Origin of the sequence: Neisseria weixii (genome assembly GCF_002327085.1) — a bacterium.
GTDB lineage: Bacteria > Pseudomonadota > Gammaproteobacteria > Burkholderiales > Neisseriaceae > Neisseria > Neisseria weixii.
This window is the reverse complement of sequence record NZ_CP023429.1, coordinates 56231-83010: the sequence shown is the minus strand read 5'-3', so window position 1 is coordinate 83010 and position 26780 is coordinate 56231. Positions and strand designations below refer to the sequence as shown.

The 26780-nt window shown below is 48.1% G+C and carries 28 protein-coding genes and 4 pseudogenes; 13 read left to right on the top strand and 19 right to left on the bottom strand.

Features of this window, described 5'->3' with window-relative positions:
• Window positions 1–43: 43 nt before the first annotated feature.
• From CGZ65_RS00460 to CGZ65_RS00450, 3 genes are all read right to left on the bottom strand, one after another.
• Window positions 44–355 (bottom strand): ArsR/SmtB family transcription factor, encoded by a 312-nt coding sequence (locus CGZ65_RS00460; RefSeq protein WP_096294430.1) that lies wholly within the window; start codon window positions 353–355, stop codon window positions 44–46.
• A 185-nt stretch (window positions 356–540) separates the two neighbouring features.
• Window positions 541–774 (bottom strand): IS3 family transposase, encoded by a 234-nt coding sequence (locus tag CGZ65_RS00455; protein WP_096294429.1) that lies wholly within the window; start codon window positions 772–774, stop codon window positions 541–543.
• 216 nt (window positions 775–990) lie between these two features.
• On the bottom strand, window positions 991–1902 hold the full coding sequence (locus CGZ65_RS00450) for an AraC family transcriptional regulator (RefSeq protein ID WP_096294428.1): 912 nt from the start codon (window positions 1900–1902) through the stop codon (window positions 991–993).
• Between the two features lie 64 nt (window positions 1903–1966).
• On the opposite strand from CGZ65_RS00450, the pseudogene trxA reads away from it, so the two are divergent.
• From trxA to CGZ65_RS00420, 6 genes and pseudogenes are all read left to right on the top strand, one after another.
• Window positions 1967–2343: pseudogene (trxA, locus tag CGZ65_RS00445) on the top strand (thioredoxin).
• A gap of 79 nt (window positions 2344–2422) precedes the next feature.
• On the top strand, window positions 2423–2629 hold the full coding sequence (locus tag CGZ65_RS00440) for a thioredoxin domain-containing protein (RefSeq protein ID WP_096294427.1): 207 nt from the start codon (window positions 2423–2425) through the stop codon (window positions 2627–2629).
• Window positions 2630–2774: 145 nt separating this feature from the next.
• Window positions 2775–3560, top strand: a complete 786-nt coding sequence (locus CGZ65_RS00435) for an SDR family NAD(P)-dependent oxidoreductase (protein WP_096294426.1) — start codon at window positions 2775–2777, stop codon at window positions 3558–3560.
• Window positions 3532–4191, top strand: coding sequence for a glutathione S-transferase family protein (locus CGZ65_RS00430; RefSeq protein WP_232507465.1), 660 nt, complete (start codon window positions 3532–3534; stop codon window positions 4189–4191). The genes CGZ65_RS00435 and CGZ65_RS00430 overlap by 29 nt, the downstream gene beginning before the upstream one ends.
• A gap of 44 nt (window positions 4192–4235) precedes the next feature.
• Window positions 4236–4550 carry a glutathione S-transferase family protein gene (locus tag CGZ65_RS00425; protein ID WP_096294424.1) on the top strand — a complete coding sequence of 105 codons (315 nt, stop codon included), beginning with the start codon at window positions 4236–4238 and terminating at the stop codon, window positions 4548–4550.
• Between the two features lie 8 nt (window positions 4551–4558).
• Window positions 4559–5113 (top strand): glutathione S-transferase C-terminal domain-containing protein, encoded by a 555-nt coding sequence (locus tag CGZ65_RS00420; RefSeq protein WP_157742671.1) that lies wholly within the window; start codon window positions 4559–4561, stop codon window positions 5111–5113.
• 178 nt (window positions 5114–5291) lie between these two features.
• On the opposite strand, the gene CGZ65_RS00415 is transcribed toward CGZ65_RS00420, so the two are convergent.
• Complete coding sequence (locus tag CGZ65_RS00415) at window positions 5292–5957, bottom strand: alpha/beta hydrolase (protein ID WP_096294422.1); 666 nt, start codon at window positions 5955–5957, stop codon at window positions 5292–5294.
• Window positions 5957–6640: a DsbA family oxidoreductase gene (locus CGZ65_RS00410; RefSeq protein ID WP_096294421.1), complete on the bottom strand. Its 684-nt coding sequence runs from the start codon at window positions 6638–6640 to the stop codon at window positions 5957–5959. The genes CGZ65_RS00415 and CGZ65_RS00410 overlap by 1 nt, the downstream gene beginning before the upstream one ends.
• Window positions 6641–6753: 113 nt before the next feature.
• Here CGZ65_RS00410 and CGZ65_RS00405 point away from each other — a divergent pair, with 113 nt between their 5' ends.
• Both CGZ65_RS00405 and CGZ65_RS00395 read left to right on the top strand, forming a co-directional pair.
• Window positions 6754–7092 (top strand): winged helix-turn-helix transcriptional regulator, encoded by a 339-nt coding sequence (locus CGZ65_RS00405; RefSeq protein ID WP_096294420.1) that lies wholly within the window; start codon window positions 6754–6756, stop codon window positions 7090–7092.
• Between the two features lie 480 nt (window positions 7093–7572).
• On the top strand, window positions 7573–8226 hold the full coding sequence (locus CGZ65_RS00395) for a hypothetical protein (protein ID WP_096294418.1): 654 nt from the start codon (window positions 7573–7575) through the stop codon (window positions 8224–8226).
• 257 nt (window positions 8227–8483) lie between these two features.
• Here the strand turns inward: CGZ65_RS00395 and CGZ65_RS00390 are convergent, their stop codons facing one another.
• Complete coding sequence (locus tag CGZ65_RS00390; RefSeq protein WP_096296050.1) at window positions 8484–8846, bottom strand: cyclophilin-like fold protein; 363 nt, start codon at window positions 8844–8846, stop codon at window positions 8484–8486.
• A gap of 250 nt (window positions 8847–9096) precedes the next feature.
• Entirely contained in the window at window positions 9097–10140 is a 1044-nt protein-coding gene (locus CGZ65_RS00385) for an alpha/beta hydrolase (RefSeq protein ID WP_232507464.1), read from the bottom strand.
• A 177-nt stretch (window positions 10141–10317) separates the two neighbouring features.
• Here CGZ65_RS00385 and CGZ65_RS00380 point away from each other — a divergent pair, with 177 nt between their 5' ends.
• Window positions 10318–11199 (top strand): LysR substrate-binding domain-containing protein, encoded by an 882-nt coding sequence (locus CGZ65_RS00380; RefSeq protein ID WP_096294416.1) that lies wholly within the window; start codon window positions 10318–10320, stop codon window positions 11197–11199.
• An 86-nt stretch (window positions 11200–11285) separates the two neighbouring features.
• Here CGZ65_RS00380 and CGZ65_RS00375 read toward each other — a convergent pair whose 3' ends face one another.
• Window positions 11286–11945: an NAD(P)-dependent oxidoreductase gene (locus tag CGZ65_RS00375; protein ID WP_096294415.1), complete on the bottom strand. Its 660-nt coding sequence runs from the start codon at window positions 11943–11945 to the stop codon at window positions 11286–11288.
• 24 nt (window positions 11946–11969) lie between these two features.
• A complete protein-coding gene (locus tag CGZ65_RS00370) occupies window positions 11970–12413 on the bottom strand; it encodes a nuclear transport factor 2 family protein (protein WP_096294414.1) in 444 nt (147 codons plus the stop codon).
• Window positions 12414–12546: 133 nt separating this feature from the next.
• Between CGZ65_RS00370 and CGZ65_RS00365 the strand changes: the two genes are divergently transcribed.
• Window positions 12547–12900, top strand: a complete 354-nt coding sequence (locus CGZ65_RS00365) for a winged helix-turn-helix transcriptional regulator (RefSeq protein ID WP_096294413.1) — start codon at window positions 12547–12549, stop codon at window positions 12898–12900.
• Between the two features lie 61 nt (window positions 12901–12961).
• Here CGZ65_RS00365 and CGZ65_RS14835 read toward each other — a convergent pair whose 3' ends face one another.
• The 7 genes and pseudogenes from CGZ65_RS14835 to ppk2 all read right to left on the bottom strand — a co-directional run bounded on the left by CGZ65_RS14835 (window position 12962) and on the right by ppk2 (window position 18420).
• Entirely contained in the window at window positions 12962–13186 is a 225-nt protein-coding gene (locus CGZ65_RS14835; RefSeq protein ID WP_332457946.1) for an NADPH-dependent FMN reductase family protein, read from the bottom strand.
• Between the two features lie 14 nt (window positions 13187–13200).
• Window positions 13201–13359: pseudogene (locus tag CGZ65_RS14990) on the bottom strand (NAD(P)H-dependent oxidoreductase); the annotation flags it as partial.
• A gap of 9 nt (window positions 13360–13368) precedes the next feature.
• Window positions 13369–13542 carry a hypothetical protein gene (locus CGZ65_RS13545; protein WP_232507463.1) on the bottom strand — a complete coding sequence of 58 codons (174 nt, stop codon included), beginning with the start codon at window positions 13540–13542 and terminating at the stop codon, window positions 13369–13371.
• Window positions 13543–13874: 332 nt separating this feature from the next.
• A complete protein-coding gene (locus CGZ65_RS14985; RefSeq protein ID WP_415906969.1) occupies window positions 13875–14045 on the bottom strand; it encodes an IS630 transposase-related protein in 171 nt (56 codons plus the stop codon).
• 357 nt (window positions 14046–14402) lie between these two features.
• A complete protein-coding gene (gene adhE / locus CGZ65_RS00350; RefSeq protein WP_269768635.1) occupies window positions 14403–16292 on the bottom strand; it encodes a bifunctional acetaldehyde-CoA/alcohol dehydrogenase in 1890 nt (629 codons plus the stop codon).
• Complete coding sequence (locus tag CGZ65_RS14480; RefSeq protein ID WP_269768613.1) at window positions 16198–17025, bottom strand: aldehyde dehydrogenase family protein; 828 nt, start codon at window positions 17023–17025, stop codon at window positions 16198–16200. The genes adhE and CGZ65_RS14480 overlap by 95 nt, the downstream gene beginning before the upstream one ends.
• A 465-nt stretch (window positions 17026–17490) precedes the next feature.
• The gene (gene ppk2 / locus CGZ65_RS00345) at window positions 17491–18420 is read right to left on the bottom strand and encodes a polyphosphate kinase 2 (protein WP_096294411.1); all 930 of its coding nucleotides are present in this window, start codon (window positions 18418–18420) and stop codon (window positions 17491–17493) included.
• A gap of 173 nt (window positions 18421–18593) precedes the next feature.
• Between ppk2 and CGZ65_RS00340 the strand changes: the two genes are divergently transcribed.
• A complete protein-coding gene (locus tag CGZ65_RS00340; RefSeq protein ID WP_096294410.1) occupies window positions 18594–20396 on the top strand; it encodes a bifunctional chorismate-binding protein/class IV aminotransferase in 1803 nt (600 codons plus the stop codon).
• A gap of 169 nt (window positions 20397–20565) precedes the next feature.
• Here CGZ65_RS00340 and CGZ65_RS00335 read toward each other — a convergent pair.
• Window positions 20566–21569, bottom strand: a pseudogene (locus CGZ65_RS00335) (IS5 family transposase).
• A gap of 282 nt (window positions 21570–21851) precedes the next feature.
• Between CGZ65_RS00335 and ppk1 the strand changes: the two are divergent.
• The gene (gene ppk1 / locus CGZ65_RS00330) at window positions 21852–23912 is read left to right on the top strand and encodes a polyphosphate kinase 1 (protein WP_096294409.1); all 2061 of its coding nucleotides are present in this window, start codon (window positions 21852–21854) and stop codon (window positions 23910–23912) included.
• Between the two features lie 222 nt (window positions 23913–24134).
• Window positions 24135–24780, top strand: a pseudogene (locus CGZ65_RS00325) (IS1595 family transposase).
• Window positions 24781–24920: 140 nt separating this feature from the next.
• Here CGZ65_RS00325 and CGZ65_RS00320 read toward each other — a convergent pair.
• Both CGZ65_RS00320 and atpD read right to left on the bottom strand, forming a co-directional pair.
• A complete protein-coding gene (locus CGZ65_RS00320; protein WP_096294408.1) occupies window positions 24921–25346 on the bottom strand; it encodes a F0F1 ATP synthase subunit epsilon in 426 nt (141 codons plus the stop codon).
• A gap of 10 nt (window positions 25347–25356) precedes the next feature.
• Window positions 25357–26754, bottom strand: coding sequence for a F0F1 ATP synthase subunit beta (gene atpD / locus CGZ65_RS00315; protein ID WP_096294407.1), 1398 nt, complete (start codon window positions 26752–26754; stop codon window positions 25357–25359).
• Between the last annotated feature and the right edge of the window lie 26 nt (window positions 26755–26780).

Genomic DNA, 26780 nt, shown 5'->3' with positions numbered 1-26780 from the left:
TCAAGTTCATAAGTTTAAAAATTTAAATGAAAAATGTAAAAACTTAAGGTTCAATGCAACCGTCTGCCACAAAAGATGCCATCAAGCGTTGAAAGCGTTCGCCGGCTTGTTGCAGAGTGGCGGCGTAATAGCGTTCTTTGCCGTGTTGCTCCACCGCCACCAAACCCGCGTCCAACATAATTTTCAGATGATGCGACACCGCAGGGCGCGACAAATGCAGGCGTTCGGTCAAATCATTAACATTCAGGCTGCCGTGTTCAAACAGAATATGCAAAATCATCAAGCGGTTTTCATCGCTGAGCACGGTGAATGTGGGGATACATTCCCGCAAAATATCAACGGTTTTTTGGCTCATTTCGATCCATGCGTTTAAGAATTTAAACTTTATTATAAGTTGATGTTGATGGGAAAGCCAAGGCTGATATAAACGGCAAAAACGGCTTGAAGCATGCTTCAGGCCGCCCGAAAAAAAATGAACTGTCCCCCAATACTTGAACAAGTTAAAAAACTTTCTCAAACAGCCTTTTCAAGCCGGGTTCTTTAAGCCGCAGGACTCAGCTTTTTTGAGTTTAAACCAATCCGTTCATGATTATAATAACGTATATAATCATCCATCACTCCAGCCAATTCTGCCACCGATAACGCACCTTTCTGATAGAAGCTCTCTTCTTTTAATGTACCGAAGAAACCCTCCATCGGTGCATTGTCCCGGCGTGCCTTTGCGCGACATGCTTTGCACCATCCCTTTCCCAGCCGGTTTCGCCCGATAAGCATTAGTGCGGTAAAGCACACCCCGATCGGAATGCGGCAGCGGCGTTTGCCCTTTCAGACGGCCTTTGTGGATTAGTGGTGAATGGAAGTTACCGGCTGCCATAGTGATGGGAGCCTCAAGAATTTGTTTCAATGCTTGTGATTTAATAATCGCCTCAAGCCAATGCGGAATCTCCGCAATTTGACTGCTCGCATTATCGTACCGCTTTTTGCTACTTTCTACACAATCCTGCCATAGTGCATTTCATTTTCTTTCAAACGTTGAATATCCCGCAACGGCGGTTCGCCAAAAAAGCGGGCATATTCCCGGTTAAATTGGGTTGGGCTTTCATAGCCCACTGCAAGGCTTGCGGTGGTGGCGTCCATATTTTCTTTGAACATCAAACGGCGGGCGTGTTGTAGCCGAATTTGTTTTTGATATTGCAACGGGCTTGTGCCTGTGATTTTGCGAAAATGCTGGCGAAACACCGATCCGCTCATAAAAACCTGTTTGGCTAACTCGTCCATATTCAACTTTTCTGCATAATGCTCGTTAAAATAGGCAATAATTTTGGCGATACTTTGCTCTACCGTGCCGTTGGTAAACAGTTTTCTCAACATTGCCTTATGCGGGCTTGCCAGCAAACGCAGGGCAATTTCTCGCTGAATAAGCGGAGCTAAATGCGGTTGTAATTTGGGCTGTTCGAGCAATTTTACCAAGCGAAAAATCGCATCAAGCAGATCGTCATCAGCCGAAAACACCGATAAGCTATCAGAAAGGGCGGAAAGGTTGGTTTGCCACTGCGTTTGCTCATCTAGCTCTCGCAACATCATCACATCTAACTCAATTCGCAAGCTAAGATAAGGCTTGGCGCTTGTAGCATTCAATACATTTGAGACTACTGGCAATTCCACTGTAGTTAACGCTGTTTGCCCTTGATGAAGTTCCATCACCGTATTGCCAAAATTCAAATGTTGCGCACCTTGCACCACTAAAAACAGGCTTAGCGGATAAATGCACGGCATCGGATTTGTACTGTGATTTCGGCGGCATAAATTAAGCGTTGGAATGCTCGTTGGCGAAAAACTGCCATCAGGCTGGGTAAATTTCTTAATCAATTCGGCAAGTTTTTGATATTTTTCATTATTCATCGTTTTTTCTCACAAAAATCATTTTAGGCAATAATTTACCCTATTTAGGCAAATAATCAAGCGAATGGCTTTCTATAATGTCGCAACAAAACACAAACGAGGAACAAAAATGAGTAACAACATTATTTATTCAAGCGACACCGCTTTTGCACAAGATGTCTTGCAATCTGAATTGCCTGTTTTAGTGGATTTTTATGCGGACTGGTGTCCGCCGTGCCAGATGATCGCCCGTCACTTGATGCTCTCGCGGAGGAATTTCACGGCAAGGCGAAAATCGTCAAAATCAATGTCGATAAAAACCCACAACTGGCAATGCAATATGATGTGCGTTCGATCCCAACCTTGATGACGTTCAAACAAGGTAAAAACATTCAACGTATGGCAGGGGCAATGCCGAAATCACAACTTGCGGGTTTAATCAACCAAATACTGGTTGAGTAAGTACGACAAGCGGTCGGTTTTGCGATTTTTTTTGCTCAACCGACCGCTTGCAATGCCTTATTTTCCTGAAAAGTAAAAAATGAAAACCTTAAAAAATCTCAACGAAGTCAATGGGTTTATCAAGCAAAATCCACTTGCGGTTTTATATATTTCCGCCCCGAACTGCGGCGTTTGCACCGTGATGAAAGCCAAAATTGCGGACATTACCGCACAATTTGAGCCAGTAAACGTTGGCACGGTAAGCATTGCAGATGCCCCGATCTTGCCAGTGCCTACCACATTTTAACCGCCCCAGCCGTGCTGATTTTTGCCAATGGTAAAGAAATTTGGCGGGGGCGAGGTTTATCGATATGCAAACAATGGGGCAAATGCTTACGCAATATGCCGATCAATATCAACAATTTATCAACGAAAACGAATAGGAAAGACCAATGAAAAAATTTACCAATCACAAATTATTAGTTGTCGGCGGCACAAGTGGGATCGGTTTTGAAATCGCCAAATTAGTGCTGGAACAAGGCGGAAAAGCGGTTATCGTGGGCAATCGTCCAGAAAAAGCCGAAAAAGCCCGCTTGCAACTTGCCGAACGGTTTGGAGCAGAAAATATCGCCGCTTTAACCGCCAATTTATTGGATATGGCAAGCGTGAATGCCTTGATTGAGCAACTTAATACGCACCATTCTGATATTGATTTAATGGTCAATTCGGCGGGCGTTTATTTTCCAAATAGTTTTTTAGACACGGACGAAAAATCCTATGACGGCTATTTGAATTTGAACAAAGCGATTTTCTTCATCACCCAAGCGGTAACAAAATCGATGATCGCACAGAAAACAGCAGGCTCGATTGTCAATATCACGGCAGCCCTTTCCCATTTGCCGTTAAAATCCACGCCAATGACTGCCTATTCAATGGCAAAATTAGGCTTAGAAGCAATGACGAAAAACCTTGCGGCGGAACTCGCGGAATATGGCATTCGGGTAAATGCGTTGCCGATAGGTTTGGTTGAAACCAACATTTTTGAGCGTTTTGCAAGCAAAGAGCAAGTTGAATCCACCTTAGCCAATATGGCAAAACTGCACGCTCTCGGCCGCAATGGCTTACCGCACGAAGTGGCAGAAACCGCCACATTTTTGCTTTCTGAGCAAGCCTCGTGGGTAACAGGGGCGATCTGGACGGTGGACGGTGGTGCAACAGCTCGCCGTGATGATGCTTAATTATAAGGAAGAAACAATGATCACACTCTACTCTCTCAAACAATCCCGTTCGCAACGCATTGTTTGGCTTTTGGCTGAATTAGGCGTGCCTTTTGAGGTAAAAAGTTTCGAGCGAGAACCCGTTACTCGCCTTGCCCCGCCTATTTTTAAAACGCTTCACCCACTCGGCAAAGCGCCGGTTTTGGCTGATAATGATTTCGTGCTGGCAGAAAGTGCGGCGATCGTGGAATATCTGATCGCAAAATATGGCAACGGGCAATTAACGCCAAGCAAAGATACGCCCGATTATTACCGCTACTTGCAATGGCTGCACTATGCTGAAGGCTCAATAATGCCTGCGATTGTGCAAAAAATGTTGGCGACTGATGGCGCAAAATTAGATCATTTCAACAGCCAAGTGGCGTTGCATTTAGACTATGTAGAACAACATTTGCGTGATCGAAAATGGTTCTGCGGTGAGCAACTCACTGGGGCGGATATTATGATGAGTTTCCCACTTCAAGTGGCAATGTTTTTGTTGCCAGAGGAAACCTACCCAAACATCGCGCGTTTTGTAGAGCAGGTGGAACATCACCCAAGTTACCGAAAAGCGATTGAAAAAGTCGGTCATCTCGATCTTCATCTTCTCTAATCACAAGCGGTCAATTTCGACCGCTTTTTTACAAAGGAATAACAATGCCACTTCTTGAAAAAGGTCAATGGCGGGCCGACCTCAATTCGCTTGCCGAAATGGATAATTTCCCTACCCAAATCACGGCAGAATCGCACCGCTATCATTTTTACTACGCCTACGGCTGCCCCTTTGCTCACCGTGCAAATTTGGTGATCCATTATTTGGATTTACATCACGAGATTTCATCATCAAGCACCGCCCCAGAAATGCTCGATCAAGGCTGGACGTTTAACAAACAGTATCCCGATTCGCTCTTTCACAGCGCTTTTTTGCGGGATATTTATCTCAAAGCCAAGCCCGATTATTCGGGCGGGTGAGCCTGCCCGTGTTATGGGATAAACACGCCCAAACCATCGCTTGCAATGATTCAGCGGAAATGGCATTGCACTTAGCCACAGAATGGCAAGATTTCGTCAAAAATCCCGCAACCCTTGTGCCAGAAGCGTTGAAAGAAGAGATTTCGCGTTTGAATGAATGGCTAAATCAGCAAATCACGTTGAAAGTGTACCAAGTCGGGCTGGCAAATTCGCAACAAAAATATGAAAAACAGCTCGCTAAATTGTTTGAAAATCTTGAAACATTAGATGATCGCCTTGCTCAAACACGCTATTTATTTGGCGAAACGATCACGCTTTCTGATTTTTTCTTGTTTCCCACCCTAATCCGTTTTGAAAGCGTGTATGCGGATTTATATAAATGCAATTTGAAGCCGTTGAGCGAATTTAAGCATTTATACCGTTATATGATCGATCTCTATCAACAGCCTGCTATTCAAGCCACCGTGGATATTCCCTACACCAAGCGGTTCTATTATTTTTCACAACCGCATCTCAATCCAACCCGCCTTGTGCCTGTTGGCCCAAACCTTAAATGGCGATAAAACAGCCGGCCGTCTGAAGCTTCAGACGGCCTTTGTGGATTAGTGATGAATGGAAGTTACCGGCTGCCGTATTGATGGAAGCCTCAAATGTGTTTTAATGGCTCGACAACCCCCTCAAGCCAATGTGGGAAATTTCTCCGTAATCTGACCGCTTGCAGTGCCGCAAGCGGCGGTGTTCCTACCTGCTTTGCAACCACTGCGCCACATCGGCGAGTTCTTTTTCATCAAGCGTATGCCCAATCGGATAGGTGTAAAAATCCACGTCAAAGCCGTGGGTTTTTAAAAGATTGACCGCAGATTCCGCTAAATCGGGCGGAATGGGGACATCTTGCCTGCCGTGGGCGAAGAGCAGCGGTAATTTTTTATCAAAACAGTTTGTTAAGGTATCGGCAATCGGCAGGTAGCCCGACAGACACACTGCTGCGCCCAATGTATCGGGGTAAGTCAATGCGGACAACACCGCCAATGCGCCGCCCTGTGAGAATCCGCCGATAAAAATATTTTCAGCTCCGATGCCTTGGCTGATTTGTTCCTCAACCAGACTGTGGATATAGGTTTTGGCTTGCAGCAGCCCTGCTTCGTCCTGATTCCGAACAAAGCTGCCTTTGGGCAGATCAAACCAGGCGGTGGTGGTCCGGCCGTCTGCCCAAGTGACTTTTTGCTTGGGCGCGGTGGGCAGGATAATCCGCCAATTATCCCCCAGGCTGTTCAGCAGGAAATGTCCGGCCGGGGCGAACTGCCTGCCTGAAAGTGTCAGTCCGTGGATGAGAATCAGGCATTTGCCGGCGTTGTTTTTGCCCAGCGCAACCGGTGGTTCAGACGGCATAAAGCGTGCGGCGGCCATTATCCGCACCCGTCAATGCCGCAGGCGGCACCGGTTAGGTTTCCGCTTTGCTGTTCTTGATAAACTTGGTTTAAAAGCTTAAGCAGGCTGTCCGCCGGCATTGCGCCGGAAGCGGTGGTTTTGCCGTCGAATACGAAAAACGGTACGCCCTGCACACCGGCGGCTGCCGCTTCGTTTTCATCTTTTTTGACCGCTTGCACAAAATCACCACAAGCGAGCATTTGCTTGGCTTCATCACCGTTTAAGCCGACATCTGCGGCAAATTCCGCCAAATTGTCCCGGTCTGCCAATTCCGCATTATCGGTAAAATAGGCCCGCATCAGTCGCTCGTGCATTTCCTGCCCTTTGCCCAGGCTGTCCGCCCATTTTGCCAAGCGGTGCGCATCGAAAGTATTGGTGTTTTTCACCGCCCGATAATTCATCTCAAGCCCCGCCCGCGCTGCCGTCTTTTCAATATGGGCAATCATTTCCAACGCACCTTGCGGCGGTTTGCCGTATTTTTTCTCAATGCGCTGCTGAGTAGTGTTGACCGCCGTTTTGCCGGCGTGGGGGTAAAGCTCGAATGCCTTGAATTCAACCTGCACTTCATCAGCGCGGGCAAATTGTGCCAGCGCGTGTTCCAGATGGCGTTTGCCGATGTAGCAGTAAGGGCAGGCATAGTCCGACCAGATTTGTATTTTCATTAAAACACTCCGATTTAAGGTTTAAAAAAGACAGTGCCGGTATTATAATTGGGTATGTTTTAAAAAAACAGTACGCAACTTACCGTAACATACCCACCCAAAGGAAAGTGTAAATGCTCAACGCCCCCGATTACAAAGCAATTGAAACGCTGGAAGAAACCGGTTTCGGCTATGCTTTATCGCTGATCAGCGGTAAATACAAGATGGTGATTTTATTCTGGCTGCACCGCAATCCGCCCAATATGCGGTTTAACGAATTGCAGCGCAGAATCGGCAAAATCTCGGTGAAAACATTAAGCCAGTCTTTAAAAGAACTGGAAACCGACGGATTGATTGTCCGCACCGAATATCCGCAGATTCCGCCCAAAGTGGAATACAGCCTGTCGGACAAAGGCCTGTCACTCATTCCGGTTTTAGACAGCCTGTGCGAATGGGGAGAGGCAAACCGCTAGGCAGGCCGTCTGAAACCCTTTGCCGATTTTTAATAAAAAAACACCGCTTGAACTTCAAGCCGAACGGTGTTTTTTTTAATTCTTTACCCACGCCAAAAATTCATCATCAATCCGCCGCCAAACAGTCGGAATTTTATTCAGCCTCGCTTTCACTGACTGATTGTCAGACAAACCAAAGGCGTGGCCGATTTCGGTTAATGAAACAAGCGGTCGTTTTTCAAGGAAATTCTGCAATACGGTTTCATTTGAAACGGGGCGGCGGGGCATAATCAGGCCGTCTGAAATCTGATTGGTTTTTCAGGCAAAAACACATCACGCGTATTTGGGGGATTTTGCAAAAACATATCCAAAATATTTAAAAAACAAAAAATTAAATCCAAAGTTGGTAAAATAGTTTATAAGTATATTTATACGGGCTATAGGGCAGTGAAATTCTGTCAAAACAATATGCAAAGGGTATATTTAAGAGGGTAAGGAATTATGGAATCGGCAATAGATAAACATACGGGTAAAATTATTGATGCAGAGCAGTTGTGGGAACTGGATTTTGTGGACTCATATGGCTATTTGTGCAGAGGATGCCATATTCAGGTTACCCCTTGTTCTTTTCGGGCGGAAAACAAAAAGCGTCCATATTTCAGTGCAAAATTAGGGCATAAACCCGATTGTGATGTAGAAGGTGATGCCGAAATCGTGAAAAAAGCAAAAAAACAGCGTATTTCTACTGATAGAGGTTTTCCGGCAAGCTTCCCTAACAGGCTTTTATTGAAAGACACACGTGAAGTAACCTCCTCAACTGAGGCCCCTGCGGCAATTTCTGCCTACCGGACGCGGGCAGGCCGTACGGAGGGAACGGATACGGTGAAAAGAACCCGTACTTGGGCGGCACAGACTATCCGTTCTATTTGCCGTGTGTTTTTAAATTATCCTTATGATCGGGATTTGCCTTTGAGCATACCTGACATTAACGGAAAGACGTATCAGGAAATTTTTTGGCGTTTGAGTAATAAAGGCATTGTACAGTATAAGGAACCGCACATTTTTTATGCCCCATCAGTTGGCACAAACTCAATCAGACAGAGGCTTACCTTGAAATTCAAACCGGTTGCGGCAGATGGGAAAACAGCAAACTGATTGAATCTTATCAAATAAGGGTGAATTGGAAAGATTGGCGTGCTAAAAAGCGCAGTGTTGTTCTACAGGAAATAGAGGCTGCACGTTTGGAATGTATTCAAGCTCGGGCAGTAAGAGAAAAGGTTGGTTGTTTTTTATCGGTACACAGGATAAAGGGAATCCGGGGGTATTTTATGTAACCGATCACCGGCTTATCTGCTGCATTGTAGATGAGATGATTTATCCGCCCGGACAGTGATGATAAAAAATTTCAGTTTTTATTCTATTGTCAACTTTACCTGAACATCTTTTCGTCCAAGTGCTTGTTTCAGCTGGTCGGGATTATTGATTTTGCCGATGCGGGTATAACGGTAGGAACTTGTAAAACACTCATAAAACACTACCAGTGTGCCGCCTTGGTAGAGCATTATATCTCCGGTTTGAATATACCCTGCTGTTTGGTCTTGGCGTGGCAATGCGTTGGGTAAGGCAGCGAATTTTTCATTATTTAAATGATCCCTCATTGTCAAATCAAGTGGCAGCAATTCTGCAAAGGCTTGGGCGGTAGGGTTGTTTTCAAGCTGTATATCAAAGGTTTGCCCGTTTGCGGTAAAGTAGGCGGTTTGATGAGCATCATTCATTTCTGACTCCTGTATATGGGGTTTTTGTGTGCTTTGAACTTGTGGTTTTAACGGTGTATTTCCTACCGGAAAAGTTACCGCTGGAAATAGCAGCAACGGCAATAGCAGGTGTTTTATCATTTTGCCTGTCAATTTACATTTTAATTACTTTGATGGTTACACCGGCGGCATTTCAGTATCCTTAACCGGATTTACCGAATTGGCATCATAAATGCCGCCTGAAGTTTTTTAACGTCTTTTTTAGACAGCGTTATTGCAATTTTGCTTTAAAAAACTGCTCAAACTTATCGTAAGGAATTTTACCTGCTTTGTTGTCGTACAAATCAGTGTGGCTCGCGTCCGGCACGATATAAAGCTCTTTGTCGGGGCTACCCGATGACAGATACGCATCTTCACTGAAATAGCGGCTGTGGGCGCGTTCGCCGTGTACGATTAAGGCCGGCGTGCGCATTTCTGCAGCGTATTGCAGGATCGGCATATTGATAAGTCCGAGCATTGCCGTGGTTGCCCACGAACCGTCAGGGTTGGAATTGACCGCCCGTGGGTGAAAGCCTCTTTCGGTGGTGTAAAAATCAGAATATTCCTTGATAAACTGTGGGGTATCCGCTTTAAAATCTTTGGCGCGCAGGTTATTGGCAGGCGACAGTTCGGCATAACTTGTTTGTGATGCGGGGGTACGGGCGTTGTTCATTGCCTGTTTCATAGCATAGCGTGCATCGGCGTCGTTGCTATCATTGTAGCCATAGGCAATTACACGGGTCATATCATACATAGTACTGGTTGCCACTGCTTTTATACGCGGATCCGCAATGGCGGCGTTTAAGGCAAATCCGCCCCAGCCGCAAATCCCCAAAATCCCGATGTTATTTTTATCCACATTGTCCAAATTACTCAGAAAATCCACCGCGGCGCTAAAATCCTCGGTATAAATTTCAGGGCTTGCCATATTACGCGGAAGGCCGGAACTTTCCCCTGTGTAGGATCCGTCAAACGCCAGTGTTACAAAGCCCCGCTCCGCCAAAGTCTGCGCATACAGGCCGGCGGACTGCTCTTTGACCGCTCCGAACGGCCCTGATACGGCAATGGCAGGCAGTTTGCCCGAACCAGTTTTCAAGGCCTTTTGGGGCAGATACAAATCGCCTGCCAGCACAATGCCGAAGCGGTTTTTAAAGGTAACTTTGCGATGCTCCGCCTTATCCGATTTCGGAAAAACCTTATCCCATTCTTGGGTCAGTTTTATGGTTTGGGCAGGCACACTGATTTCTTGAGCGGATTGGGGAATAGGTTTTGCCATAGTAGTTGCTCCTAAAAAGATTGTGGGTAACAGTAAAACGGTGATTAAGTTTTTCATTTTCATCGTGGTTTACCTTAAATCAAATTATCAATGGCGACATTATACAAAATCAACTTTAAGATGATAATCACGCATTTTTTTGTTAGACTATCAATTTTAAATTGATAATAATCACCAATGCCTAAAATCAATTACAACAGTTTGTTTGCCTTTTTGGTGGTCGCCCAAGAGAAAAATTTTGCCCAAGCCTCTGCCAAATTAGGCGTATCGCCTCAAGCCTTATCCCAAACCATCAAAGTGTTGGAACAGCAGTTGGAGTTGCAACTGCTTAACCGTACTACACGTACCGTTTCACTCACCCAAGCCGGCAATGTGTTATTTAGTGAACTTCAAAACGGCTTTGAACACATTCAAGACGGCATCGGAAAACTTGCTCACTTGAAAGATACACCGTCTGGTAAAGTGCGTATCAATGCCAGTTTACAGGCCATAGATAAGATTTTTTTGCCCAAACTCAAACAAATCCGCCATCAATATCCGCAAATTGAGTTCGAACTGATTAACGACAACCGTTTTGTGGATATTGTGACCGAAGGATTTGATGCAGGAGTGCGGTTAGGGAGTGATGTCGGTGATGAGATGATTGCGGTGAAAATCAGCCAAGAACTGCAAATGGCATTGGTCGCCTCGCCTGACTATGTTGACAAACACGGTTTTGTGCAACATCTTGATGAACTTCGTCAGCATTGGTGTATTGGCTATCAAATGAAAAACGGTAAGGTTTATGCGTGGCAGTTTGATAACAACGGCGTACCGTTTTACCACACACCGGATGCCCGTTTGCAAGTGTGTGACAGCTATGCCGAAACTAGCGCAGCTAAAGAAGGATTAGGTTTAGCTTATGTGCCGCTTGATTTGGTGGCGGACGATTTAACCAATGGCAGACTTATCCGTATGCTTATCACCCAAAGCCAAACTTTGCCTGCATTGTATCTGTATTACCCCCACCGCAATATCTCACCCGCATTAAGGGCGGTGGTGGAAGTATTGAAGGTTTAATATCAGGCCATCTGAAAAAACCTTGCAAATTTTTGACAAAAAAACACCGCTTGTATTGTTGCAAGCGGTGTTTTTTCGGGAAAGTTTTACAATGCCGCTACGGTAAAACGCCGGTGCAGATGGGCTTTTTGTTCCACATCATCAGCGATGGCAATTGCCAAATCCGCTACGCTGATACCGGCGGGCGTGTCGCCGTCCATCAGTAATTCTTCGCCGCCCAAACGGTAAGAGCCGGTGCGTTCTTCGCTAAAGCCGGCCTCTGCGCCGAGCATTGCCGGCGGGGAAATAAATGCCCAGTTCAGATCTCGGCGATCACGCAGATCATTCAGCAGATTGCGGGCAGCGTTTGCGCCGTCATAAATTTCTTTCGGGAAATCCGGTGTGTCGATCACTTGCAGATTTGGGGCAACATACAAGCTGCCTGCACCACCGACCACCAGCAAATATGGCACTTCAGCGGCTTTTGCCGCTTCTACAATAGCTTTCGCCCCACGAGTGAAATCTGCACCGATATTCGGATTATTCCAGCCCGGGTTGAATGCACTTACTACTGCGTCAAAGCTTTGCAACTGTTCGGCAAATTTTGCATTTTCCACATCAAAAGCGACCGCTTGTACATTGTCTGCTTGTTGCACTTTGCCTGCATTGCGGGCAAATGCGGTTACTTGGCAGCCACGGTTTGCCAATTCTTTAACAACGGCAGAGCCGACATAGCCGGTTGCGCCAATTACGGCAAATTTTTTCATTTTGTGCTCCTTAAAAAGTGAAAATTAAAACATCGAACGGCCGCTTTCGGTTTTTTCCGGTATGGCTTGAATAACGTCCCAATGCTCAACAATTTTGCCGTTATCATCGAAGCGGAAAATATCCACTACCGCTTCGCCGCGATCGTTCTCATCAATGGTACTGTGGACGTGCAACATCACCAAATCACCTTCCGCTACCACCCGTTTGATTTCTGCTTTTGATTTCGGGTGTGTTTTTAAAAACGGCTCGAACGCCTCAATAAATGCCTGCCCGCCGTCTTTAACGCTTGGATTGTGTTGCAAATACTCAGCGCCAATATATTTTGCAGTCGCTTCTTTTACTTTGTGCTGGTTAAATGCCATTTCGTAAAATTCTAGGGCATTTTGTTTATTTTGCTCCGGCGTGGTTGATGCCATTGCTGAAAGAGTAGTAAATAGTGCTGTTGTTGCTAAAAGTAATTTTTTCATTGGATTTCCTTAAATATTGAATATTTAGTTGATGTGGCGTAGTATAGTTTTATAAATTACTTTTTGTAAGTACTTACAAAATAGTAAGTTTGAAAATAATTTTTAACTAATTGATTTTTAAGGATTTAAATTTATGGAAGATTTCAATAGAGGTTATGTGCTTTCTAAAAACTGTCCAAGCCGGGCAGTTTTAAACCACTTGACCAGCCGTTGGGGAACATTGGTGATGATTGTGTTGCGGCAAGGAACCAAACGCTTTTCGGAAATCCGACGGGAAATTGAGGGTGTGAGCGAGCGGATGCTGACCGAAACGTTGAAACAGTTGGAGCAGGACGGAATGCTGGTCCGTAAATCGTTCGATACCGTACCGCCTCACGTAGAATATACACTCACCGATTACGGTATGCAGGCTGCCGAGAAAATCCATCATTTGGTTGATTGGCTAGAAGAAAATTTAGACGGAATTTTGGCACAAAAGGCCGTCTGAAAAATTTTTGCAAAAATTGGGAGAAAAACCACCGCCTGTATTGCTGCAAGCGGTGGTTTTTTTAGAAATATCTGCGGATATGTTCTTCGAAATCCTTTAAGTCCCGTCCGATTTGCGGATTTTTAACCACGTCGAAACAGGCGAAGGTCGGCAGTTTCTCCATCGCAAAAAAGCGGAAATTGCAATGGACGGGGAAAAACAGATCGTCCAACCCTTTGCCTTGGAACAAGTATTCGTCAGGGTTGCCGAAAGCGTTTTCCGGCGCATTAAAGGTGGCGGACAGCATATATTTTTGCCGTGCATTTTCCCGCCCGTGCCGTAGCCGGCGGCAGGATTGTCGCGGTGTCTGCCGTCGGTATCGCACAAAATGCCGCCCATACCTGCGGTGAAGACATCGTCCATATATTTTTTGGCAGACCACGGAATCATCATCCAGTTGGACGGGAACTGGAAAATCACCGCATCCGCCTATTGCCATTTGGCCAACTCGTCTTCCACGCTGTAACCGTTTACCCGGCTGCGGCGGACGGCGCAGCCTTTACCGGTCAAAACTTTTTCGGCGATGTCAATCAAAGTTCCGGTTAATTCGCCTTTGGAAAAATCATAAGGCTGGTGGCCGTTGATAATCAAAATATTCGGCATGATATGCTCCTGTTTCCGGTAATTGAATTTTAACTTTTACTGATTACCATCGGGTATGCGGCATAATGCCTCCCTGTTTCGGTCATTGCATTCTGATCGGCGGAGGTTATTCTGTCCGACGTTTCAACACGGAGGCCGCATAACAACGCCGGCTTTTTGGCGCATAAGCGTAAGGCCGGTAACAGGATTTTCCGAATCAGCTCCCGTCTGAACAAACAACCGGACGGTTACGGAGGATGTAGCGGTGCAGTAACTTCAGGAAGTTTTTTCTGAGCCTTCTGCCGGCTTTCGGGTGGCGGCCGGTCTTTTTTTGCAGCTGATGCCGTATCGCTTTAATGCTTTGTGTATGGCGTATGGGAACAGCCAAAGCGTTGCGCTCTTTCACAGCAATAGGCATCAGGATAACGCCCGACATCTTCGAGCAGTGCTTGGGCGCTGATTTTGCGGGTTTTGCGTTGCCTTGGAGGGACTTGGGGAGCCGGAGGGCGTCTCCAAAGCGTGATGGTGGAGAATGGCGGTGCCGGATTCTTTTGCGGCTCTGCGAACCGTCCTTGACGGAGTTTTTTGAGTACGGGTTGTTTGAAGTCTTCTGAACAGGCTATGGCGGGATTTATCGGATAATATGTTTAAAAATAAAAAGAATGCACAATGAACCGAATCACGGATCATAGCGATTCTGTCTTTATGACTCCCCCATTAAAGTTTGTTTGTTTTGTTAAATATATTAAAACCCATTATCACTATAAATATGCCGTAAATTTAAGATACAGAATTCAAAAGCCGATTTTTCAAGGTCGGCAAACACAGAGGCCGCCTGAAAAGATTTTTTCAGACGGCCTGCTGTTTAATGCTATAACGCATTATTCGCCGTAATAAGCCTTGGTGAGGATTTCTTCCATATCGGCCACCATCGGCAGGCGCGGGTTGGCGGGCGAGCATTGGTCTTCGTAGGCCATCAGCGCCAGCTCTTTGCGGGCGGCGATAAAGGCTTTTTCGTCGATGCCTTGCTCTTTGAACGACATTTTGATGCCCACTTTGCGTGCCAGCCCGTCGCAGGCTTTGGCAAACGATTCCACGCCTTCGGCCGGTGTGCTGCACGGCAGGCCGAGGGTGCGGGCGATTTCCTGGTATTTCACGTCGGCTTTGTAGTAGTTGTATTTCGGCCATGTGGCGGTTTTCTGCGGGCGCGTGCCGTTGTAGCGGATAACGTGCGGCAGGAAAATCGCGTTGGTGCGGCCGTGGGTGGTGTGGAATTTGCCGCCCACTTTGTGCGACAGCGAGTGGTTGATGCCCAAAAACGAGTTGGCAAAAGCCATGCCGGCGATGGTGGAGGCGTTGTGCATACGTTCGCGGGCTTCGGGGTCGTCGGCACCGTATTTGTAGGAGCGTTCCAAAAATTCAAACACAAGCTTGATGGCTTGCAGCGCCAAACCGTCGGTGAAGTCGTTGGCAAGCACCGAAACATAGGCTTCCACCGCGTGGGTGAGCACGTCCATACCGGTGTCGGCGGTAACGCTGGCGGGCACGGTCATGGTGAACGAAGGATCGACGATGGCGATGGTGGGCGTGAGCGAGTAGTCGGCAATCGGGTATTTTTTTTCGCCGTCGCTAATCACGGTGAACGGCGTTACTTCGGAGCCGGTGCCCGAGGTGGTTGGAATGCCGATAAATTTGGCTTTACGGCCCAATTCGGGGAAGCGGAACGCGCGTTTGCGGATATCCATAAACTTCTGAACCAAATCTTCGAAATCAACCTGCGGTTGTTCGTAGAAGAGCCACATGGCTTTGGCCGCATCCATCGGCGAGCCGCCGCCCAGCGCGATAATGGTGTCGGGCTGGAAACTGCGCATCAGGTCGGTGCCTTTATATACGGTTTGCACGCTGGGGTCGGCTTCCACGTCGGTAAACAGCTGCACGGTCACTTTGTTTTTGCGCAGGTTGAGCTGGCGGGTGATTTTATCGACAAAACCCAAATCCACCATGGAGCGGTCGGTAACGATCATCACTTTTTCGCAATCTTTCATGTCTTGCAGATATTGGATGGAATCACGTTCGAAATAGATTTTGGCGGGCACTTTAAACCATTGCATGTTGTTTCTCCGACGACCTACTTTTTTGATATTTAACAGATTCACGGCGTTAACGTTGCCGCCCACGGAGTTTTTGCCGTAAGAGCCGCAGCCTAAGGTCAGAGAGGGCAGAAACGCGTTATACACATCGCCGATGCCGCCGAACGAAGAGGGCGAGTTCCAAATCACGCGCAGGGCTTTCACGCGCTCGCCGAAGGTTTTCACCAGCTCTTTGTCGGCGGTGTGGATGGCGGCCGAGTGGCCGAGGCCGTCGAATTCCACCATTTGCCCGGAAAATTTCAAACCTGCTTCGGCGCTCTCGGCTTTGAGCATGGCTAATACGGGCGAAAGTTTTTCGCGGGTTAACGGCTCTTTTTTGCCGACTTCGCGACATTCCACCATGATAATGTTGGTTTTTTCGGGCACTTTGAAGCCGGCCTGTTCGGCAATCCAGGCGGCCGATTTGCCCACCACGGCCGCATTGAGTTTGGCACCGGCACAATTTTCACTGTTGGCTTTCACGCCGAAAATAAATTCTTCAAGCAGCGCTTTTTCTTTGGAATTGGCGAAATACACACCGTAGGATTTAAATTCCTCCACCAGTGTTTGATAAATTTCTTTGTCGGCAATCACCGCCTGCTCGCTGGCGCAGATCATGCCGTTGTCGAACGCTTTCGACATCACGATATCGTGGGCGGCCTGTTTGATGTTGGCGGATTTTTCCACATAGGCCGGAAGGCCGGAACGTTGCCCGCCCCACGCCGAGCGCGGGTTTGCCGCAGGAATAGGCTGCTTCCACCATCGCATTGCCGCCGGTGGCCAAAATGGTGGCCACACCGGGGTGTTTCATCAGCGAAGACGTGCCTTCCATCGAGGGTTTTTCAATCCATTGGATACAGTTTTCCGGCGCGCCTGCGGCGATGGCGGCATCGCGCACGATTTGCGCGGCGTGGGCGGAACATTGCTGGGCGGAAGGGTGGAAAGAGAAAATAATCGGATTGCGGGTTTTCAGCGCAATCAGGGCTTTGAAAATCGTGGTGGAAGTGGGGTTGGTGGTGGGGATGATGCCGCAGATAACGCCCACCGGGTCGGCGATTTCGGTGATGCCGGTTACGTCGTCTTCGCTAATCACGCCCACGGTTTTCAAATCGCGCAGGCGGCGCACCACGTTTTCGCAGGCAAACAGGTTTTTGGTGGCTTTGTCTTCAAACACGCCGCGGCCGGTTTCTTCCACCGCGTGCATGGCCAGCACGCCGTGTTTGTCGAGCGCGGCAATCGAGGCTTTGGCCACGATATAGTCGATTTGTTCTTGATTGAGCGTGCGGAATTGATCCAGCGCAACCAACCCTTTCTCAACCAAACGGTTGACCTCCGTAACGGCAGGGTTCACGGTAGTATCGGCAGACGCATTCATGATTTTCTCCTGAAAAATTAGTAGGTAATAAAATTTCACTTAAAAGCAGTATAAGTAATATTTTTACCAACATCCTTGATTTACATCATGAAACAGTTTGCTTCATTCAAAAAATAGTGCTTTGTTAAGTGTTTGACATAACAATACTTTTATTTAATTTCGCATGTAGGTTTTGTTTGAAGGAAATATCGCTACAGAACATCTTGAACCATTACTCCAAAATATAAGTTTGAAACGAGCCAATTTCTGTTGTTTTTTTAAACGATGACTCCGCTTGAGATCTTTGTTCTAGAGTTTGAATGCAGTCAGAAGTAAGCAAACGCATAAGCGCAGACATACAGATAAGCAAGTTTTCGAGCAGCGTACAACAAAGAAATGTGCCAAAGATGGCGGTTTTCCAAAGGTATCAGGCCGTCTGAACCCAATCAGGTTTCAGACGGCCTTGAACATTCACTTCAGCGCAGATTAATCGTGACCGATTTCAACGTGCTGTTGTTGGTAACGCACATTAGGCGACAAGATGATTTTGTCGTCGACTTTACCGATGGCTTTTTCATCTTTGCCCGGGTAATCCAAGCTGTGCAGGAAATGGCGGATACAATTCAGACGCGCGCGTTTTTTGTCGTCGGATCGGATAATCGTCCACGGCGCATCACCGGTGTGCGTGTGGAAGAACATGGCATCTTTAGCTTCGGTATAGTCATCCCAACGGTCGAGTGATTGAATATCCACCGGCGAGAGTTTCCAGTGTTTCAACGGGTCGTCGCGACGGGAAATGAAGCGGCGCAGCTGTTCTTCGCGGCTCACCGAAAACCAGAACTTGAACAAATGAATACCGCTGGCCACCAGCATACGTTCGAATTCAGGTGCTTGGCGCATAAACAGCAAATATTCGTTTGGTTCACAGAAACCCATCACCCGCTCGACACCGGCACGGTTGTACCATGAACGGTCGAAAAAAACCATTTCGCCGGCGGTCGGCAGATTGGTGATATAGCGTTGGAAATACCATTGGCCGCGTTCGGTGGTGGTTGGTTTTTCCAAGGCCACCACGCGTGCGCCGCGCGGATTTAAATGCTCCATAAAGCGCTTGATGGTACCGCCCTTACCTGCGGCATCACGGCCTTCAAACAGGCAGACAATGCGCTGGCCGGTTTCTTTGACCCAGCTTTGCACTTTTAATAATTCGATTTGCAGCTTTTTCTTTTCGCGCTCATACACGGCGCGGCGCATACGCTGGCGGTAAGGATAGCTTTCCGGCAATGGCGCGGAATTGGAATCTTCCGAAGTGACCTGACCTTCGTATTCCAACACGGTTTTTTCAAACACTTCCAATTTGTTTTCCGCTACATCGGTTTTCACTTCTTCAAAAGGTTGCAATTGTGTTTCTGTCATCTTAACTCCTATCATGGAAAAGGTTTTTTAGTGGTATGATTTCCTTTCATGCTTATTTTAACGCTTTTCTGCGCCTTCGGCCTACATAATCTTACACATTTATAATGCGTCGGCTTTTTCCTGCTGATTTATGTAAATTTATTGTATAATCAATCTACTTATCTATTGTCATCATGTTTTTTTTCGCACTTCTCGACGACGCGGTTACCGGTCGGGCAAAACTCTATCAAAATCATCAACAAAGCTGTTTTTTACACGCGCACGAGCTCGATACGCTGGATGACCTTTTGCAACAGGGTTGGCAAAACGGCTGGTTTGCGCTGTTGTGTACAGACTACGCTTTCGGCTTGCCGTTATTGAACCTTCCTACCGAACAAAGCGGCTGCTTGGCCGTGCATTGGTTTGCAAGCTGCGAGGCAGTAGCTGCGCCGATATGGCTCGACACGCATTCAGACGGCCTGTTTTGCGGCATCAGCACACCGCAAAACCATGTTTCCCAAGCGGATTACCTGCACGCCGTCACTGAGATTCACGAAGCCATCCGCCGCGGCGACACTTATCAAATCAACTACACCACCCGCCTGCATTTCGATACCTACGGCAATCCGATCGATTTATACCGCCGCTTGCGCCAGCCCGTGCCTTATGCCGCCTTGTGCCACCTGCCCGATTCAGACGGCCTCGATACATGGACTTTGTGTTTTTCGCCCGAGCTTTTCCTCAACATTGCTTCAGACGGCCTCATCACCACCGAACCGATGAAAGGCACGGCACCGATTTTAAACGACGGCGGTGATGCGCAACGCGCTGCCGATTTGCGCAACGACCCCAAAAACCGCGCGGAAAACATCATGATTGTCGATTTGTTGCGCAATGATTTGGGCAAAATCGCGCAAACCGGCTCCGTGCGCGTACCCGAGCCGTTTAAGGTATCGCAGTTCGGCAGCGTGTGGCAGATGACCAGTGCGATCGAAGCACAAGCCCGACCGGGCACCCGCACCGCCGATATTTTCCACGCTGCCTTTCCCTGCGGCTCGATTACCGGTGCGCCCAAACGCATGAGCATGAGCCTGATCGGGCAGCTCGAAACCTCTCCGCGTGGCTTATACACAGGCAGCATCGGTTTTCTCAACCCTTGTACAAGCGGTTTGGGCTTTGAAGGCGTGTTAAACGTGGTGATCCGCACGCTGATACTCAGGCCGTCTGAAAATAGACAATCCGCCGCTGATTTTCACGCTGAATATGGTGTCGGCTCCGGCATTGTCATCGACAGCCAAGCTGAAGCGGAATGGGCGGAATGCGGCTGGAAAGCGCGTTTTCTCACTGATTTGCGACCGGATTTCGGTATTTTTGAAACGCTGCGCGTCGAGCAAAAGCAATGCTCTTTATTGGCGCGGCATTTAGACCGTCTGAACACGTCGGCGCAAGCCTTGAACCTGCCTTTGAATGCGGACTTTGCCGCGCAAATCAATGATTATTTGATGAAAATGCCGTCTGAAACACAACGCTTGAAAATCGCGCTGTTGCCTGAGCATGATGGCGGACTGGTCTTTGCCCACGCGCCATTGGCCGGATTGGTAGGCAAACAGTACGTTATCATCAGCAATCATGCCTTGCCGAATCAGGATATCCTCCGCCGCTTTAAAACCACCCGTCGTGCGCATTTTGACCAGGCGTGGCAACACGTCGCCGAACAAGGGGCATTCGATACCCTGTTCTTCAATTCAGACGGCCTGTTGCTCGAAGGCGGCCGCAGCAATGTGTTCGTTAAAATTGATGGCGCATGGCACACTCCTACTCTGGATTTGGCTATTCTCAACGGTGTAATGCGGCAGGAAGTGTTGGATAATCCGCAGCACCATCTGGACACGGATAAGGTATTCGAAAGCCGCATCACGCGCGATATGCTGCAACGCGCCGAAAAAATTTGCTTAAGCAATGCTTTGCGCGGCTTGTTTGACGTGGATTTAAAATAACACAAGGCCGTCTGAAATATTTCAGACGGCCTGAGACCTTTGCAAAATACCGGCCGTCCCATCCAAACGGTTACCTGAACAATCAGGTAACCGTTTTTTCATTTTCAGACGTGTTTCCCGTCCGTATTTCCCCCAATCAGCCCCTTTATCGGGGTGCCCGTTGCCCTTTTCAGGCAGCAGCAGGCACACGAAGCCTGCCGGCTGCCTTTGGCAGGTTCAGGCACACCGCTTTCAAATGGCTTTGCGCCGGTACTTTCCGTAAACCGAAATAACGCGCTCTTTTACAGCCGGATTTCCGGTGCGGCGTACCGAAGGTTTGCCCGGCCGCACAGCGCACTTCCGACAGCTGCGTATTGCGCTGTTTCTCCTGCTCCGTTAAAGGTTTGCCCCGCTGTGCCTTACGCATCATGCCGCCGGACAGCCGTTTGCTTTGCAGATGCTCCCGGTTGGCTTTACTGTCATACCCCTTATCGGCATAGACGGTTGTTCCGGGTGCGGTGCCGTCCGGCAGCGGTCCGAAATGGTTGCACTCACGGGCGTCGGCCGGGGTGGTGTGCAGTTTCCCGATACAGCCTTCCGAACCGGTGCGGGTGTGTTGTTTGCAGCCCAAGGTGAATCTGCCCTCTTTCTTCACCCGGCGCGCATCCTTGTCTTTGCCGGGCAGGGTTTCGGCAGTGATGCCGTTTTCATCGGTTTCGACAGCCTGACGCTGTTTGCCGCCGGCAGTTTGGATGATGGCGGCGTCAATCACTGCTGCCGGGGCTTTCTCTGTTTTTAAGCCTTTTTCGGTCAGCCGGCGGTTAACCGGTTCGGGAAGCCGGGCTAAGGCTTCATCCTGTGCCGGCCGGTTGCGGAAACGGCAGGGGTGCTGCGGCCGGGTAAGGCGGCTTCATCAAAGCCGCAGAAGAAGCAGAAATCCGGACGGGCGGCTGAACAGCGTTCCGATTCCGGATCGGAAAGGCTGTGCCATTGGCCGGGCAATACGGCTTTGAGCACGGGCGGCAGCGGATAGGCGGGGCGGCCGCGGTGACCGCGGATGTAACGGGTCTTTTGCCGGTTGGGCAGTTGTCCGGCGGGCTGCCAATCGGGCAGCCGGTTAATTTTGAGCAACGGGCAGCTGCCGGTATGTTTGCCCGTCATGATTCGGGCTTGTTGGTGGAAGAAGCTGCTCATAAAAAAAACTCCTCTGAATTCTTTAGGGGGAATTTAGGGGAGTTTTGGTTTTTTTGCAAAGGTCTCGGCCTATTCATAACCGTCAGGCCATCTGAAAACATCCATTTCAGACGGCCTGTCATCAAACATTCACAGAGCTTGGGTATGCTTGCCCGTTGCCTTTTAGCGCCCATCCCAACCCAACCGGCCACGGTTACACCGCCCTGAAAACGCGCTATACTGAATATATGATTGATGACTTTAATTTTAACAAGATACCTATGTCTGAATAGGGGGAAAATTATGCCTGACCAAAACCGAATTCTCTGTCGCGAGCTGAGCCTGCTCGAATTCAACCGCCGCGTGTTGGCACAAGCGCAAGACCCGAGCGTGCCACTATTGGAACGTTTGCGTTTTTTGTGCATCGTTTCTTCTAACTTAGATGAATTTTTTGAAGTCCGTGTCGCTTCGTTGAAACGCGACCAAAAGCTCTGTCCGCATATTGTGCTGGACAACGGCAAAACACCGTCTGAAACACTTGAAGATGTTTCTGCGCAGGCACACGCTTTGATTGAAGAACAATATGCGCTGTTTAATGAAGTGTTACAGCCGGAATTAGCCAAGCAAGGTATTCATTTCTACCGTCGCCATACTTGGACTTCCGAGCAGCAAAAATGGATTAACGAATATTTCGACAACGAATTAATGCCGATTTTGACGCCCATCGGCCTTGACCCCTCGCACCCCTTTCCACGCGTATTGAATAAGTCCCTCAATTTCGCAGTGGAACTGGAAGGCACAGATGCCTTCGGGCGCCCGTCCAGCATGGCGATTGTGCAAGCGCCGCGTATTTTGCCGCGTGTGGTGAAAATGCCGTCTGAAATTTGCGATGGTAATGAAGGCTTTGTATTCCTGTCGTCTATTTTGCACGCGCATGTGCATAAGTTGTTTTTGGGCATGGAAGTCAAAGGCTGCCACCAGTTCCGTTTAACGCGCGACAGCGATTTGACCGTTGACGATGATGATTTGGAAAACCTGCGCACCGCCATTCAGAGCGAATTACGCGATCGCGAATACGGCGACGGCGTGCGCTTGGAATTGGCAGACACCTGCCCGCAGCATATCTGCCAATTCCTGCTCGACCAATTCAAATTGAAGCCTTCCGAGGTCTATCAAGTAAAGGGGCCGGTCAATCTGGTGCGCTTGAATGCCGTCCCGGATTTGGTGGACCGCCCCGATTTGAAATTTACACCGCCAGCAAGCGTTGGCCGTCTGAAAAAATTGGGTAAAAACGGCTCTGTTTTGGATTTAGCCAGGCAAGGTCCGATATTACTGCACCATCCTTACCAGTCGTTTGACCCGGTGGTTCAAATGATTCGCGAGGCGGCCAGCGACCCAGATGTATTGGCTGTCAAAATGACGATTTACCGCACCGGCAGCAATTCCGAATTGGTCAAAGCGCTGATGCGCGCCGCGCTGGCGGGCAAACAAGTGACCGTGGTGGTCGAATTGATGGCGCGCTTCGATGAAGCCAACAACGTCAGCTGGGCGCAAAAATTAGAAAACGTTGGTGCGCACGTGGTGTACGGTGTATTCGGTTATAAAGTGCACGCCAAAATGGCCTTGGTCATCCGCCGTGAAGAAGGCCGTCTGAAAAGCTATGCACACTTAGGCACAGGCAACTACCATCAAGGGACATCGCGTATCTACACCGACTTTGGCTTAATTACGGATGATTCCGACATTACCGCCGATGTAAATACTTTATTTATGGAAATCACCGGCTTAGGCAAACCGGGCCGCTTGAATAAGCTTTATCAAAGCCCGTTTACGCTGTACCCGATGATTATCAGCCGTATCCAGCGGGAAGCCGAGAACGCCCGTGCAGGCAAACCGGCCAAAATCATCGCCAAGATGAATTCTTTGATTGAGCCGAGCGTAATCGAAGCTTTGTATGCAGCCAGCGCTGCCGGCGTACAAATCGAACTAATTGTGCGTGGCATGTGTACCCTGCGCCCGGGAGTAAAAGGCCTGTCGGATAACATCCGCGTGCGTTCCATCATTGGCCGCCAACTCGAACATTCACGTATTTTCTATTTCTACAACAGCGGCAAAGAAGATACCTATATTTCCAGCGCTGACTGGATGGGGCGTAACTTCTTCCGCCGTATCGAAGTGGCCACACCGATTCTGCATCCGGCTCTCAAAACGCGTGTGATTCACGAAGGTTTAACCATGGCGCTGGAAGACAATACCAAAGCATGGGAAATGCAGCCCGACGGCTCATATCTCCGCATTCAAGCCGCAGAAGGCGAAGCATTGGTAAATTTGCAAGAAGATTTATGGGTGATGTACAGTAAATAATCTTTCTTGGATTGATTATTGATGACAAGGCCGTCTGAAACATTGTTTGTGATAACCATGTTTTTCAGACGGCCTGAATCTTTAAAACTCCATTTAAAACATAAAAAGCTATGTCCTACGTTTTCTTACTTGCCTATTGATAGGAGCGCTTTATACCAAATATAAAATAAGGGGCTGTACTAGATAACTAGGGAAATCTAATTTCAGGTTAGAATAATCCCTATGAGAAGAAGCCGTTTAAGTCAGTACAAGCAAAACAAACTGATTGAACTGTTTATTGCGGGTGTTACTGCCCGTACTGCAGCTCAATTAGCCGGTGTTAATAAAAACACGGCAGCCTGTTACTTTCATCGTTTGCGCGTACTGATTTTCCATAACAGCCCGCATCCGGAAATGTCTGATGGCGGAGTAGAAGTTGATGAAAGCTGTTTTGGCGGACAGCGCAAAGGCAAACGTGGTCGCGGTGCAGCCGGCAAAGTCGCTGTATTCGGGCTTCTGAAGCGCAACGGCAAGGTTTACACCGTTGCTGTGCCCAATACACAAACTGCCACTTTATTGCCGGTAATACGTGAGCAAGTAAAGCCTGACAGTATTGTTTACACTGATTGTTACAAAAGCTATGACGTACTTGATGTGAGTTTAGCCACTTTCGCATCAATTACAATACACACTTTGCTGATCGGCAAAATCACATCAACGGGATTGAGAACTTTTGGAATCAGGCAAAACGCCGCTTACGTAAGTTTAACGGCATTCCCAAAGAGCATTTTGAGCTGTATTTGAAGGAATGTGAATGGCGTTTTAACCACAGTGAGATAAAGTCTCTTGTTCTATTTTAAAACAATTAGTAAAGCAGAATTTATTCTAGTTATCTAGTACAGCCCAAAAATAAACCGATTTCACTGTTTACCTTATCTGTATTAAAACAATCAGCCAACATTCCGACCTGAATTCAGGCAATAACAATAAAAAAGCACGGTTTCCACCGTGCTTTTAAAGCAAAAATGCTTATTTGTTTTTTTGCGAACGAAGATAATCCAAGGTTTTGAGCTGGGCGATGGCTGCGGCCAAAGCAGCATGTGCTTTTGCCAAAGATTCATCGTCTTGCGCCTTAGAAATACGGTCTTCTGCTGCTTTCTTGGCTTGCTCGGCGCGCTCCTGATCCATCTCCGCACTGCGAACGGCAACGTCCGCCAATACGGTAATTTTCTCAGGCTGCACTTCCAACAAACCGCCGGAAACAGCAACCAACACTTCTTCAGCCTGACCCGGTATGGTCAAACGCAATGCACCGGGACGTACCAAACTCATTATCGGCTCGTGTCGCGGGTAAATACCGAGCTCACCTTGCACAGTCGGAACCACCACAAAACTGGCTTCGCCTGAGTAGATGTTTTGTTCGCTACTGACCACTTCAACTTGCATGATGTTCATGCCGGCCTCCTTAGTTTAAGGTTTTCGCTTTCTCGGCTGCTTCTTCGATGCCGCCCACCATGTAGAACGCTTGTTCCGGCAAGTGGTCGTATTCACCGTTCAAGATAGCTTTAAAACCAGCGATGGTGTCACGCAATGCCACGTATTTACCCGGAGAGCCGGTAAATACTTCAGCAACGTGGAACGGTTGTGACAAGAAACGTTGGATTTTACGGGCACGCATTACAGTCAGTTTGTCTTCGTCAGACAACTCGTCCATACCCAGAATGGCGATAATGTCGCGCAATTCTTTGTATTTTTGCAAAGTAGACTGAACACCGCGCGCTACATCATAGTGCTCCTGACCCAACACCATCGGATCGAGCTGGCGTGAAGTAGAATCCAGCGGATCAACGGCTGGGTAAATACCCAAAGAGGCAATGTCACGGCTCAATACCACGGTTGCGTCCAAGTGGGCAAAGGTTGTTGCCGGAGAAGGGTCAGTCAAGTCATCCGCAGGTACGTAAACGGCTTGGATGGAAGTAATCGAACCGGTTTGCGTAGAGGTAATACGTTCTTGCAAACGACCCATCTCTTCAGCTAAAGTCGGCTGGTAACCTACTGCAGACGGCATACGACCCAACAATGCAGATACTTCTGTACCGGCCAAAGTGTAGCGGTAGATATTGTCTACGAAAAACAATACGTCGCGACCTTTACCAGTTTCATCTTTTTCGTCACGGAAGTATTCGGCCATAGTCAAACCGGTCAAAGCAACGCGCAAACGGTTGCCCGGAGGTTCGTTCATCTGGCCGTAAACCATAGCCACTTTATCCAATACGTTGGAATCTTTCATCTCATGGTAGAAGTCGTTACCTTCACGGGTACGCTCACCTACACCGGCAAACACAGACAAACCGCTGTGCGCTTTGGCGATGTTGTTGATCAATTCCATCATGTTTACGGTTTTACCCACACCTGCACCACCGAACAAACCTACTTTACCGCCTTTGGCAAACGGACACAGCAAGTCAATTACCTTGATACCGGTTTCCAACAATTCGGTTGCAGCTGAAAGCTCATCGAATTTAGGTGCAGACTGGTGAATCGCACGGGTCTCTGAAGCAGCCACAGGACCTGCTTCGTCTACGGGATTACCCAATACGTCCATAATACGGCCCAATGTTGCCTGTCCCACAGGTACAGTAATCGGCGAACCGGTATTATTTACGGTCATACCGCGTTTCAAACCATCTGAACTACCCATTGCAATGGTACGCACCACACCGTCACCCAAAAGTTGTTGCACTTCCAGGGTCAGACCGGTTTCGTCCAATTTCAGGGCATCGTAAACGTGCGGGATAGCATCACGTGGAAACTCCACGTCAACTACGGCACCAATAATTTGTACGATTTTGCCTTGGCTCATTATCGTATCCTATTTTCTGTACAGTT

Bases quoted from the DNA above. Each gene is read 5' to 3' on its own strand.
- CGZ65_RS00340 (WP_096294410.1), top strand. From the start codon at position 18,594: ATGTTTTTTTTCGCACTTCTCGACGACGCGGTTACCGGTCGGGCAAAA.
- ppk1 (WP_096294409.1), top strand. From the start codon at position 21,852: ATGCCTGACCAAAACCGAATTCTCTGTCGCGAGCTGAGCCTGCTCGAA.
- CGZ65_RS00380 (WP_096294416.1), top strand. From the start codon at position 10,318: ATGCCTAAAATCAATTACAACAGTTTGTTTGCCTTTTTGGTGGTCGCC.
- atpD (WP_096294407.1), bottom strand. From the start codon at position 26,754: ATGAGCCAAGGCAAAATCGTACAAATTATTGGTGCCGTAGTTGACGTG.
- CGZ65_RS00450 (WP_096294428.1), bottom strand. From the start codon at position 1,902: ATGAATAATGAAAAATATCAAAAACTTGCCGAATTGATTAAGAAATTT.
- CGZ65_RS00425 (WP_096294424.1), top strand. From the start codon at position 4,236: ATGCCACTTCTTGAAAAAGGTCAATGGCGGGCCGACCTCAATTCGCTT.
- CGZ65_RS00395 (WP_096294418.1), top strand. From the start codon at position 7,573: ATGGAATCGGCAATAGATAAACATACGGGTAAAATTATTGATGCAGAG.
- CGZ65_RS00390 (WP_096296050.1), bottom strand. From the start codon at position 8,846: ATGAATGATGCTCATCAAACCGCCTACTTTACCGCAAACGGGCAAACC.
- CGZ65_RS00375 (WP_096294415.1), bottom strand. From the start codon at position 11,945: ATGAAAAAATTTGCCGTAATTGGCGCAACCGGCTATGTCGGCTCTGCC.
- CGZ65_RS00385 (WP_232507464.1), bottom strand. From the start codon at position 10,140: ATGGCAAAACCTATTCCCCAATCCGCTCAAGAAATCAGTGTGCCTGCC.
- CGZ65_RS00405 (WP_096294420.1), top strand. From the start codon at position 6,754: ATGCTCAACGCCCCCGATTACAAAGCAATTGAAACGCTGGAAGAAACC.
- CGZ65_RS13545 (WP_232507463.1), bottom strand. From the start codon at position 13,542: ATGCCGAATATTTTGATTATCAACGGCCACCAGCCTTATGATTTTTCC.
- CGZ65_RS00440 (WP_096294427.1), top strand. From the start codon at position 2,423: ATGAAAACCTTAAAAAATCTCAACGAAGTCAATGGGTTTATCAAGCAA.
- CGZ65_RS00455 (WP_096294429.1), bottom strand. From the start codon at position 774: ATGCTTATCGGGCGAAACCGGCTGGGAAAGGGATGGTGCAAAGCATGT.
- ppk2 (WP_096294411.1), bottom strand. From the start codon at position 18,420: ATGACAGAAACACAATTGCAACCTTTTGAAGAAGTGAAAACCGATGTA.
- CGZ65_RS14480 (WP_269768613.1), bottom strand. From the start codon at position 17,025: ATGAATGCGTCTGCCGATACTACCGTGAACCCTGCCGTTACGGAGGTC.
- CGZ65_RS00460 (WP_096294430.1), bottom strand. From the start codon at position 355: ATGAGCCAAAAAACCGTTGATATTTTGCGGGAATGTATCCCCACATTC.
- CGZ65_RS14835 (WP_332457946.1), bottom strand. From the start codon at position 13,186: ATGCTGTCCGCCACCTTTAATGCGCCGGAAAACGCTTTCGGCAACCCT.
- CGZ65_RS00370 (WP_096294414.1), bottom strand. From the start codon at position 12,413: ATGAAAAAATTACTTTTAGCAACAACAGCACTATTTACTACTCTTTCA.
- CGZ65_RS00365 (WP_096294413.1), top strand. From the start codon at position 12,547: ATGGAAGATTTCAATAGAGGTTATGTGCTTTCTAAAAACTGTCCAAGC.
- CGZ65_RS00435 (WP_096294426.1), top strand. From the start codon at position 2,775: ATGAAAAAATTTACCAATCACAAATTATTAGTTGTCGGCGGCACAAGT.
- CGZ65_RS00410 (WP_096294421.1), bottom strand. From the start codon at position 6,640: ATGAAAATACAAATCTGGTCGGACTATGCCTGCCCTTACTGCTACATC.
- adhE (WP_269768635.1), bottom strand. From the start codon at position 16,292: ATGTCGAAAGCGTTCGACAACGGCATGATCTGCGCCAGCGAGCAGGCG.
- CGZ65_RS00320 (WP_096294408.1), bottom strand. From the start codon at position 25,346: ATGAACATCATGCAAGTTGAAGTGGTCAGTAGCGAACAAAACATCTAC.
- CGZ65_RS00415 (WP_096294422.1), bottom strand. From the start codon at position 5,957: ATGGCCGCCGCACGCTTTATGCCGTCTGAACCACCGGTTGCGCTGGGC.